Origin of the sequence: Pseudoalteromonas sp., from assembly GCF_041613455.1 — a bacterium.
Lineage (GTDB): Bacteria > Pseudomonadota > Gammaproteobacteria > Enterobacterales > Alteromonadaceae > Pseudoalteromonas.
Genome location: NZ_JBFJHD010000091.1, coordinates 1 through 11566, shown reverse-complemented (window position 1 = coordinate 11566; position 11566 = coordinate 1). Strand labels below are relative to the sequence as shown.

Annotated in this window: 10 protein-coding genes; 2 read left to right on the top strand and 8 right to left on the bottom strand. The window is 43.1% G+C overall.

From position 1 onward, the window contains the following. A partial coding sequence (ansA, locus tag ABYB02_RS09925; RefSeq protein WP_372762306.1) for an asparaginase occupies nucleotides 1-823 on the top strand: 823 nt, incomplete at its 5' end. 60 nt (nucleotides 824-883) lie between these two features. Here ansA and gndA read toward each other — a convergent pair. Beyond that, nucleotides 884-2257 (bottom strand): NADP-dependent phosphogluconate dehydrogenase, encoded by a 1374-nt coding sequence (gndA, locus tag ABYB02_RS09920; protein WP_372762305.1) that lies wholly within the window; start codon nucleotides 2255-2257, stop codon nucleotides 884-886. 345 nt (nucleotides 2258-2602) lie between these two features. Here gndA and pyk point away from each other — a divergent pair, with 345 nt between their 5' ends. Then, complete coding sequence (gene pyk, locus ABYB02_RS09915; RefSeq protein WP_372762304.1) at nucleotides 2603-4039, top strand: pyruvate kinase; 1437 nt, start codon at nucleotides 2603-2605, stop codon at nucleotides 4037-4039. 75 nt (nucleotides 4040-4114) lie between these two features. Here the strand turns inward: pyk and ABYB02_RS09910 are convergent, their stop codons facing one another. The 7 genes from ABYB02_RS09910 to rplT form a co-directional block, all read right to left on the bottom strand. Continuing rightward, entirely contained in the window at nucleotides 4115-4939 is an 825-nt protein-coding gene (locus tag ABYB02_RS09910) for a LytR/AlgR family response regulator transcription factor (RefSeq protein ID WP_372762303.1), read from the bottom strand. Beyond that, nucleotides 4936-6009, bottom strand: coding sequence for a sensor histidine kinase (locus ABYB02_RS09905; protein ID WP_372762302.1), 1074 nt, complete (start codon nucleotides 6007-6009; stop codon nucleotides 4936-4938). The genes ABYB02_RS09910 and ABYB02_RS09905 overlap by 4 nt, the downstream gene beginning before the upstream one ends. 192 nt (nucleotides 6010-6201) lie before the next feature. Further along, entirely contained in the window at nucleotides 6202-7758 is a 1557-nt protein-coding gene (locus ABYB02_RS09900; protein ID WP_372762301.1) for a SulP family inorganic anion transporter, read from the bottom strand. Nucleotides 7759-7888: 130 nt separating this feature from the next. Beyond that, entirely contained in the window at nucleotides 7889-8347 is a 459-nt protein-coding gene (locus ABYB02_RS09895) for an Lrp/AsnC family transcriptional regulator (RefSeq protein ID WP_008110469.1), read from the bottom strand. Between the two features lie 100 nt (nucleotides 8348-8447). Continuing rightward, a complete protein-coding gene (locus tag ABYB02_RS09890) occupies nucleotides 8448-9089 on the bottom strand; it encodes an MBL fold metallo-hydrolase (RefSeq protein WP_372762300.1) in 642 nt (213 codons plus the stop codon). Between the two features lies 1 nt (nucleotide 9090). Continuing rightward, a complete protein-coding gene (locus tag ABYB02_RS09885; RefSeq protein WP_372762299.1) occupies nucleotides 9091-10908 on the bottom strand; it encodes a M14 family metallopeptidase in 1818 nt (605 codons plus the stop codon). A 309-nt stretch (nucleotides 10909-11217) separates the two neighbouring features. Further along, nucleotides 11218-11566 (bottom strand): 50S ribosomal protein L20 (rplT, locus tag ABYB02_RS09880; RefSeq protein ID WP_372762298.1); only part of this gene is annotated, 349 nt, incomplete at its 5' end.

Below are 11566 nucleotides of genomic sequence, written 5' to 3'. Positions count from 1 at the left end.
GACCCCTGCCCATTGGCAGCTGATTGCCGATGATATCAAAAGCAAATACCAAGATTACGATGGTTTTGTGGTATTACATGGCACTGACACTATGGCGTATACCGCATCAGCGCTGTCTTTTATGTTTGAAAATTTAACCAAACCGATTATTGTTACCGGCTCGCAAATACCGCTGTCGCAATTGCGCTCAGATGGTCAAGTTAATTTACTCAATGCCATGTATTTAGCGGCCAACTACCCAATAGCGGAAGTGAGTTTATTTTTTAATAATCAGCTGTTTCGCGGTAACCGTGCGATCAAAGCCCATGCCGATGGCTTCGATGCCTTTGCCTCTCCTAACTTAGAGCCTTTAGCGCTTTCAGGAATTAATATTCAGCTACTCAAAGGGCAGCTCAGTCCATATGTAGACAATGAATTACAAGTCACTAATATTACCGCGCAGCCTATTGGTGTGCTGCATTTATACCCAGGTATTTGCAAAGACGTGGTGCAAAGCTTAGTCACTGGTAATATCAAAGCACTGGTATTATTAAGTTTTGGTGTGGGTAACGCGCCACAAGATCCGGCATTTTTAGCTATTTTAGAGCAAGCAAGTAAGCGTGGCATGATCATAATTAATTTAACACAATGCTTAAAAGGCCACGTCAACATGGGCGGCTACGCCACCGGCAATGCACTGCTGAATATTGGTGTGATCAGCGGTTATGACATGACGTTAGAAGCCTGCTTAACCAAATTGCATTACTTACTGAGCCAACAGCTAGAGGTGGAAACTATTCGCCATTTAATGCAAGACAATCTCCGCGGTGAGCTCACCCGTTAATTGCCGGCTATAACGCAAAAAGGCACGCAAAATAGCGTGCCTTTTTAGTGGTATCATCGCTTAACGTACTTTAGCGTCTATTTCTACTAAGTCGGTTAAGTGGCACACTTCGCCGTGATGGGTTTTAACCCCGTGCTCACCAAAATAATCGCGTTGAGCTTGCACTAAGTGCCCATTACTTGGCGTGGTTAACGTCGCAAAATAGGTTTGCGATGAGCTCAATACTGGAAAGGCTAAGCCGGTCATCATCGCTTGACCCGTAATTTTACGCAGTGCCAACACTTCTTTATCCAGAGTATCAATAAATTCCACCCCTTGCGCTACCGTATCGAGGTAGTCGGCTCGAATAATACAGCCAGCACGCCAGGTTTGCAGTGTTTTCGCTAAGTCTACTTTCCATTGATGAGTACGAGATGCCCCTTTAATTAGCGCTAAACCTTGGCGATACGCTAATAAGCTGGCAAGGGTAAAGGCGTCTTTAAGTTCCTCTAAATCAATGTCCACTTGCGTGGTTGATCTACTTGCATAGGTCATCTCTTGCGCGGCGGTAGTATCATACACATTGGTTAAATGACGGGCTTGCACTGCTGCTACTAACGACGGCACGGCAATACCCAGTTCGAGGGCATTTTGTGCAGTCCAAAGACCAGTTCCTTTAGCGCCTACTTTATTATCAATTAAGTCAACTAAGGGGACATTTTGTTGGTCTTCAAGCGACAAAATATGGCTTGAAATAGACAGTAAATAACTATTTAAATGGCCTTGTGACCAGTCATTAAAAATGTCGGCAACGTCTTTGGGTGAACGACCTGTGCCGTGACGCAGTAATTGATAAACTTCAGCAATAAGCTGCATCAGCGCATATTCAATCCCGTTGTGAACCATTTTTACAAAGTGACCACTGGCAGATTGACCAACACGAGCAAAACACGATTCGCCCTTATAATTTGCAGCAACCTTTGTAAACCATGGCTCAACGCGTTCCCAGCCACCTTCAGAGCCACTTGCCATCATGGCAGGACCATGGCGAGCACCTTCAGCACCGCCTGAAATACCCATAGTGGCAAACTCAAATTTATTTTGGAATTTTAGCTTACGCGTAATACCATCTTTATAATTACTATTACCACAATCGACGATAATATCGTTACATTCTACGCCAGCTTCAACCAGTTCATTACAGACCGCATCAACTAATTCGCCGGCAGGAACAAGTAATAAAATTGACCGGGGCGCTTCGAGGCGTCTAACCATGTCTCCTAAGTCTGAAACTATATGAAGCTTATCGGCTAAGCCTTCAGACTTAGCACAGCTTAATAACTCTTCCCCCGCATTCGGGTTTTTGTCATAAGCGACCAGCGTTATGCCCTTTTCAATTAAGTTTAGGGCAAGATTTTTCCCCATAACGCCTAACCCTACTAATGCAACCTGCATTTAGTGCCCTCCTCGGTAACAACTATTTGGTTAGTTAATTTAAATCAATATTTTACCGCGTGCATTATACTCATACACAGACATGAGCAAAAAAGCATACTTGAATAACGCGGCGATTATAGCAAACAACAGCGCGTACAGGGGGAGAAATAGTCATTAGATTAAAAATATATAGAGCATTGACGCCCCCTGACACCGGTGTCATAATGATCGCATATTCGTTTTGTTTATAATAGTGGCAATAGTCTTAAAATTGCCTATAACTACAAAAAATTTGTTACTGTGTATGGTGTAACAAAAAAATAACCGTCTAACTGCTTAAAACTAAGCATACAGGAGAATTTAATGCTAAGACGCACAAAAATAGTCGCGACACTTGGGCCAGCTACTGATAGAGATAACAACTTAGAAAAAATCATTCGTGCCGGCACCAATGTTGTACGGTTAAACTTCTCGCACGGTGTAGCACAAGATCATAAAGACCGCGCACAAGCAGTGCGCGACATTGCCAACAAACTCGGCACCCATGTGGCTATTCTAGCCGACTTACAAGGGCCAAAAATTCGTGTTTCGACCTTTAAAGAAGGTAAAGTAACACTGGACGTGGGTGCCAAATTTACCCTCGATGCCAAAATGGAAAAAGGCCAAGGTGATGTCAACGCTGTTGGTATCGACTACAAAGAATTACCTAACGATGTATCCGCTAACGATTTATTGTTATTAAACGATGGCCTTATTCAGTTGCGCGTTAATGAAGTGGTGGACCATTTAGTACACTGTACAGTGACTGTCGGTGGGGTACTGTCTAATAATAAAGGCATCAACCGTTTAGGCGGTGGCTTAACTGCTCCAGCCTTTACCGAAAAAGACAAAGAAGATTTACTCACTGCAGCCGAGATTGATGTTGATTACATTGCAGTGTCATTCCCACGCAGCGGTGACGACATGCGCTATGTGCGTTCATTGGCCGAAGCGGCAGGCTCAAAAGCACAGCTATTGGCTAAAATTGAACGGGCTGAAGCGGTTGAAACACAAGCCGCAGTCGATGACATTATTTTAGCATCAGATGCGGTGATGGTTGCCCGTGGTGACTTAGGTGTTGAGATTGGTGATGCTGCGCTAATGGGTAAGCAAAAACTCATTATTAGCCGTGCTCGCTCGTTAAACCGTACCGTTATTACGGCAACGCAAATGATGGAATCGATGATCGATAACCCCATGCCAACTCGCGCCGAAGTCATGGATGTGGCCAACGCTGTGCTTGATGGCACCGATGCAGTGATGCTCTCTGCAGAGACTGCAGCCGGTGATTACCCTGAAGAAACAGTGGCTACGATGGCACGTGTTTGTTTAGGCGCCGAGTCACAAAAAGAAACGCATGTGTCTAAGCACCGCTTAGATAGCCGTTTTTCTAGTAATGCCGAGTCAATCGCCCTATCAGCAATGTACGCTGCAAATCACTTAGATTCGGTTAAGGCAATTGTGACACTAACGGAATCAGGCAGCACCGCTAAATTAATGTCGCGTATTAGCTCCGGCTTACCGATTTATTCGTTATCGCGTCATGCCAGTACATTGGGTCAAACCGCTTTATATCGCGGCGTTTATCCGGTGTTTTTTGATTCAACCAAAACTGAAAAAGATGGCATGATCAAAGCGGCACTGAACACACTGGTAGCGCAAGGTGCATTAGAAACGGGCGATACCGTGATCATCACCCATGGCGATGCCATGGAAACAGTGGGTGCAACTAACACTATGAAAATTGTCACTGTTAGCTAATAGATACTCCACCAAGCAAAAAAATGCGAGCTAAGCTCGCATTTTTTGTTTTAACTTAAATTATCTTGCAACATATTAACTTGCCAGTGCTGCTTTAACTTTATCGCGATAACTGCGGCTAACTTTAAGCTCTTGGCCATTTTCTAACACCAGTAAATATTCGCCACTGATCTGCGTCACTAATTTACTGATCTGTTTAGTATTCACAATGGCACTGCGATGTACACGGACAAATAATTGTGGATCTAACTCTTGCTCAAGCTCTTTCATGGTTTTACGCAATATATGCGTTTGTCCGTCTTGGCAATGCAAGCACATATAATCCCCTGCCGCATCGACCCACTGTATGGTCACCACCGGTACGCGAATTATTTCACCTTGCTCTTTAACCGCCAGTGACTCAGGGTAGCGACGGTCGGTTAAGGTATCGCCGGTGGCTAATTTTTTTAGTATTTCTTCACAATTATTACCAGTAATACCGGCAACAAAACTGGCTAATTTTTTCTTATGGGCATTATCTTGCTGCGTTTTTAAATATGTATGCACTTTTTCTACCGCCTGTTTTAATCTGTTATCATCAACGGGTTTTAAAATGTAATCTAAAGCGTGTATTTCAAATGCTTTTACCGCAAATTGATCAAAAGCAGTCACAAAAACAATCGCTGGTAATACGCGGGTACTTTCACTGAGCGCCCGCGCCACTTCAAAGCCATTCATACCTGGCATTTGAATATCTAAGAACACTAAATCTATTTTTTCACTTTTACAAATAGCTATGGCTTCTGCCCCTGAGCTGCATTGTTTGATCACTTCAATATCAGCAAACTCTTCCAGCCTAACCGCTAACCCTTTACGTGCCAACGGCTCATCATCAACAATAAGTGTTTTTATTCTTGTCATTTGTTCACTGCCTTTTCAAACGGTACTCGCAAGTTAACTTTTAACCCAGTTGGCGTATTATGCGATAATACAAACGAATAATTATTTTCGTAGAGTGTTTTTAATCTATCTTTGGTATTGGCTATACCGACACCTTGCGCATTGACTAATTGGCCATGATTAAGTTCTGTGCCTGGACCATTATCACCTACTTCCAGTAATAATTCATTAGCAAAAACTTGTGCTTTTATGTCGATTATTCCACCATGTTCTAAATGCGCTATGGCGTATTTAATCGCGTTTTCAATAATGGGTTGTAAAATTAAGCTTGGCACCAGTGCCTGCTTAGCTTGCTCACTAATGTCTACATTTACTTGTAAGCGTTCGTCAAAGCGCACCCGCTCTATCTCAAGGTATAACATCAAGGCGTGTAACTCTTGCTCTAACGGCACTTTTTTAATTGGATCGGTATTGAGGGTATAACGTAAAAAGTCACTTAATTTAGACACCATCAAGTTAGCATCTTTATTTTCTTTTACCAAAATTAACGTCGAAATGGCATTCAGGGTATTAAAAAGAAAATGCGGATTTAACTGATAACGCAGCATTTTTAGTTGAGCTTCGTGAGCCATGGTGGTGGCCTTCAACGCTTTTTGTCGTTCACTTTGTAATAGCTGATAATATTTAACGCCAAAGTATAAGCCGCTCCAACATAAAATAATGTAAACCGAATCTAAGCCTTGTTGTAAGTAATAAAACCACTCTTCAGGTCGATAGCCATGGCGGTATATTTCCCATAAATTAAATTTTTGCACCACCGCCCACAAGGTACCGGTAATATACGAGGCGCTAAACACAACCAGCATTAAAATCCACGGCGAAGCATGCCATACTTTTCGATAAATATAGCGCAGCGGCACGGTCATTAAGCAGCCTGCGTAGGCATTTAATAAAATAACAAATACGTAAATATCACGCATTTCAAATACTTTAGAGCCGATATAATTTACCAACGCATAACCCACCCAGCCTGCTACTTGCAGCAGCCAGAAAAAACGTTGTCTGTTATCGATCAAAGATTGCCAATTCAAAATAAATCATTACCTCGTAAATTTACTGCCATTATAGCTAGTTATATAAACCGTTCGCACTACCAACTGTCTTGCTTTTTACCACGCTTACCGCAAAGCAAGCGGGTTAACAATCAGCGGCGCAATAAAAAAGCGAAAGGCGTTAACCTTTCGCTTTTTTAGTGTGCATCACAGATGATCACATATTTATGCTTACGCTAGCTTATCCGAGGCCACTTTATAAGTTGGATCTTCTATCACATTCACCTCGACTAAATCACGCGCTTTATGTAGTAGCTGCGTGCAGTCCCTGCTTAAGTGGCGTAAATGTAGCTTTTTACCCGCTTTGTTATATTTATCTGCAAGGCTATCAATGGCTTCAATGGCACTGTGATCCGCAACACGACTATTTTTAAATTCCACAATCACATCTTTTGGATCATTTTTAACATCAAATAATTCAATAAAGTTTTTCACTGAGCCAAAGAACAATGGGCCATGTAATTCATAAACTTTCGCACCTTGTTCGTCAATATAACTGGTGGTAAAGATATGTTTCGCATGTTTCCAGGCAAATACCAAGGCCGATACAATAACACCCACACACACGGCAATGGCTAAATCGGTGATAACGGTCACACCCGACACCAGTACAATCACAAACGCATCAGACAGGGGCACGCGTTTCATCATTTTAAAGCTGGCCCATTCAAAGGTGCCCAATACCACCATAAACATCACACCAACAAGTGCAGCCAGTGGGATCATTTCAATTAAGCTCGATGCAAAAATAATAAACGCCAGCAGCATCAGTGCAGCACTAATGCCCGATAAACGCGAACGACCACCGGAATTAATATTGATCATCGACTGACCAATCATGGCACAGCCACCCATAGCACCAAAAAAGCCACACGTTACATTGGCAGCGCCTTGGCCAATACATTCTTTATTACTATGGCCACGCGTTTCGGTGATTTCGTCAATTAAGCTTAATGTTAATAACGATTCAATTAAACCAATGGCCGCTAAAATTAACGCATAAGGGAAAATAATATACAGTGTTTCTAAGTTAAACGGCACCATAGGAATATGAAACTGCGGTAAGCCGCCAGCGATGGTTGCCGCTTCGTTGCCAGTCATGCCTTTTAAGAAGTCAAGTACCGTGTGCGCTTCTAAATCAAGCCCCATCACCAATGCGGTAACCGTTACAATGGCCACTAATGAAGATGGAATTGCCGTTGTCAGCTTAGGTAAAAAGTGAATTATTGCCATCGTTAGCGCCACTAACGCAAGCATGATGTACAGTGGGTTGCCTGTCATCCATTGTTGCCCACCCATACCATCGGGCACTTTAAATTGCCCTAATTGCGCTAAAAAGATGACGATTGCTAAGCCATTCACAAAACCAAGCATTACCGGGTGTGGCACCATCCGAATAAACTTACCGAGCTTAAAAATACCGGCCAGTATTTGCAGTATGCCCATTAACAACACGGTGGCAAATAAATACTCCACACCATGATCCAACACTAAGCTTACCATTACCACCGCTAATGCACCGGTTGCACCCGAAATCATACCCGGACGGCCACCGAAAATAGCCGTGATCAAACCAACGATAAACGCGGCATATAGACCAACTAAAGGTTCTACATTTGCTACAAAGGCAAACGCAACAGCTTCTGGGACTAAGGCAAGTGCCACCGTTAATCCAGATAAAATATCGTTTTTAGCAGAGCTTGGCGCCTTGCTGAGTAAGTTAAACATTGAGTTCCTCAAGTGTTTGTTGTGAATGGGTAACTAAAAAAACGCTGAATTCTATCAAATTAGCGTTCGGTTAACAATTGCTTGCAGCTAGGCTAAGCGGATTTTGCTTAGCCTATATAATGTAAATGCGTTACAGAGGGAGCGCGGTACTGCGCTTAACGCAAGTCATGGTGACATTAGAATGCACTTCTTGTACATATTCTAAGCTTAGCAAGTTATCACGCACAAAATGCTCATACCCTTCAATACCTTGCGAAATAATACGCAGCATAAAGTCCATGGTACCGGCCATCGTATAGCATTCGGTGACTTCATCGTAGCTTAAGATCAACTTTTCAAATTCAGCTAAATTCTTTTTGCCATGGTTAGATAAACGCACATGGGCATAAACCAGCATATCAAAACCGAGCTTCTTCTCATCCAGCAATGCCACTTTGCTTTTGATATAGCCGTCTTGTTCTAGTTTAGCAATACGGCGCCAGCAAGGTGATTGTGACAGGCCGACTTTATCCGCAATTTCTGCTGTCGACAAACTCGCGTCTTGTTGTAAAAGTGCCAATATTTGGCGATCAACGTGATTTAGAGACATTTTATTTCTTATTTATCAGATAAACTGGCTAAATTATACATAGGTTTTAAAAAGCCGTCTGCATATTTTTAGTTTTTCTGTGCGTAAATCAACGAAAATACTAGCCATAACGACCGCTAATAAACGGATTGGTTTGTTTTTCATGCCCTACCGTGGTGTCACTACCATGGCCTGCAAGTATTCGCGTATTATCGGGTAAGGTGAGGATCTGTGAGTTAATTGAGGCAATTAATTGCTCACTGTTACCCTTTGGAAAGTCTGTGCGCCCTATTGAGCCATTAAAAATGACATCCCCTACAATCACGCATTGTTGCTGTGATTGATAAAACACCACATGACCAGGGGTGTGCCCTGGGCAATGCCGCACGCTAAAGCGCAGCTCACCGACGGTTATTTCATCACCATGGGCTAACCACTGATCGGGATAAAACGCCGTCACTGGAGCAAAACCAAACATTTGTGCTTGCATAGGTAAGTTCTCAAACCAAAAGTGCTCGTCTTGCTGTGGGCCGATAATGTTAACATTAAACTGTTGCCGTAACTGCTCAGCCGCTCCCACATGATCTAAATGACCATGGGTAAGCCAAATAGCCGTTAAGGTTAGGCCATGCTCAGTTAACTTGGCGGTAATCTTTTCGCAATCGCCACCGGGATCGACTACCACCGCTAAGCGGGTATGTTCACAAGCAATAATGCGGCAATTTTGCGCAAAAGGGGTCACGGGAATCGTTATTATCTGCATCTCAAATTTCTTTATCTTTTTGCTCTGCCAGTTCAGGTTGGGTATCAAACGCCATTAATATGGGATATTTTAAGTACGCCTGATCATAAAAGGGGCTCTGCTCATAGAGCCAATTTAAGCGCGCGTCAGCATCCTTAGCAAAGGCATCATCTTGACTAATTTTTTTATCAAATTCGAGCGCTAACTTTGGGTTATCTTTGAGCATGTTTCGCGCATAAGGCAACAACGCATAGTTTTCCATATATTCGGTACGTTGAAAAATAGTATTAAACTCGCCCCACGCAAAAAATGAGTCGGGGGCTTCGGGATGCAGTAAGTGCGCTGCTAATTCCCCTAGCGGTTGCTGAGTATTAACCCGATACCAGCCAGTTAAATCAACATTGGTCGCTGGCTGATAAGTAAATTCGGCACTGACACGAAAGCGCCCTTCGAATGGTGCGTCAGCAAATTCGTAGTGAGTCACTTTAGCCTGTTTTAATGGCTGGGTGTGCGCACCTGCAAGTTGCGTCACATTCACGCCATGCAATTGCAGTTTCGCCACGATGTCGCCATAGACCGGCGGAATAAAAAACGCTTTAGGGACTGTCACTGTATGCAGCACTTCTTTTTGCCAATAAATAGGCAAGTTCGCATAATCGTGCTTTTCACCTAAGTATTTCACTTCTTTTTGGCCCGATAACTCACTCATGGTTGATGAATAGCGAATGCCTTTAAAGGCAATGTTATTGGGCTGTTTTGCATAACCGCGTTTTACTATCAGTTGCTTGGGAATAAACGCCTGCTCTTTTTTAACCGCCGTGAGTAGTTTTTCACTGTGTTGCGATAACGCACTGATCGCGCCATCCAAAAATACATAGGTGCCTAAAACCCGCTGTTTATACGGTTTTAGCGAATGATTTTCGACTAAAATAGTGGGTAAAGAGGCTAAATCCCCCCAACCATTTGAATAACGCGGTGTCGCGACCCAGCCCGCTAAGCCCTGTTTAAAGTCACGCTTATCCATCACAAACACCAGTGGCCCAGGAATATGCCCGTATGCTGTTAATTTATCATCGATTACAGGCTTGAAGTATTGGTTTAATGCGTCTGACACAGCAGGTGATTCACTTGCAAACACGGGGTTATAGCCATAGGTCACATCGTATTGATAATCGGCGCCATCGGTCACATGCACATCAATGTATAAATTCGGACTGTACTGATTAATAACCTTTAGCACGCTGTTAATTTCTGGCGTATCCAACTTGGTATAATCGCGGTTTAAATTGAGGTTATTCGCATTGGTTCTAAAGCCCATTTTAGCTGGGCCACGTTGATTAATACGATTAAAGGCACTGCTACGCTCATGACCATCAACATTTAGGATCGGAATAAATAACAGATTGACATTGGCCAGTATGTCGCGACGCTTACCCGTTGCTATGTCTCTGAGTAACATAAACATGGCATCTTTACCGTCAATTTCGCCGGCGTGGATCCCTGCTTGTATCAACACTGTTGGTTTGGGGCTGTGGGCTATTTGTGTTGGCTCAAATAATCCCTGCTCACTGGCTACCAGCATTTTTATTGCGCGTTGGCTATTACTGTAGCCAATGGTTTGTGCTTTAAATTGTGTCGGGTTAGCCGCCACCAATCTATCCACAAACGCCATGGTATCGCTGTAGTTCGGTGAATGTGTACCTGCTGAAAGTTCAAAGTCGGTGGTTAACGGTCCCTGCTGCTGCATTAATGACACACTTTGTCCTTGCCACGGCAGCAAAGGCGGTAAATGACTGTCGTACGCCATACTCGCTGATAACACCAATAAACTTGCAAACATAAAATTCTCTAACAACCTCAGTAATTTATAAATTATATCAAGTCGATATTTTTATATGAGGAATCTGCGGTGATTCAACAAAAAAAAGCAGCCAATTACATATTCGGCCAAATTAGTCCTGTGTGAAGCACCTTACAATAATAATAAACTTAAGGCAGCAACGGGCGGTGCTTTACACAGTTATACGCTACACATATAACCGTAAGCGTATCAGTATGCTCAGGATATGCTGAGAAGAAGACGCTGACACTAAATAACAGCCACAAAAAAAGGAGCCCAAGGCTCCTTTTTTAAAACTTGTATAAAAACTTAAGCTGCCGCTAGGCCTTCTTTTGCTTTTGCTACAAGCGCTGCGAATGCAACTTGGTCATAAACAGCGATATCTGCAAGGATCTTACGATCGATTTCTACAGATGTCTTTTTAAGACCATTGATAAAACGGCTGTAAGACAGACCATTTTGACGTGAAGCAGCGTTGATACGTGCAATCCATAATTGACGGAAAGTACGTTTCTTAGCACGACGGTCACGGTAAGCGTATTGACCCGCTTTAGTAACAGCCTGGAAAGCTACGCGGTAAACACGTGAACGTGCTCCGTAGTAACCTTTTGCTTGTTTTAAAACTTTTTTGTGACGTGCACGTGCGACAACGCCGCGT

Coding starts and splice junctions, on each gene's coding strand:
- ABYB02_RS09890 (WP_372762300.1), bottom strand. CDS start 9,089: ATGCAGATAATAACGATTCCCGTGACCCCTTTTGCGCAAAATTGCCGC.
- pyk (WP_372762304.1), top strand. CDS start 2,603: ATGCTAAGACGCACAAAAATAGTCGCGACACTTGGGCCAGCTACTGAT.
- gndA (WP_372762305.1), bottom strand. CDS start 2,257: ATGCAGGTTGCATTAGTAGGGTTAGGCGTTATGGGGAAAAATCTTGCC.
- ABYB02_RS09910 (WP_372762303.1), bottom strand. CDS start 4,939: ATGACAAGAATAAAAACACTTATTGTTGATGATGAGCCGTTGGCACGT.
- ABYB02_RS09885 (WP_372762299.1), bottom strand. CDS start 10,908: ATGTTTGCAAGTTTATTGGTGTTATCAGCGAGTATGGCGTACGACAGT.
- ABYB02_RS09900 (WP_372762301.1), bottom strand. CDS start 7,758: ATGTTTAACTTACTCAGCAAGGCGCCAAGCTCTGCTAAAAACGATATT.
- ABYB02_RS09895 (WP_008110469.1), bottom strand. CDS start 8,347: ATGTCTCTAAATCACGTTGATCGCCAAATATTGGCACTTTTACAACAA.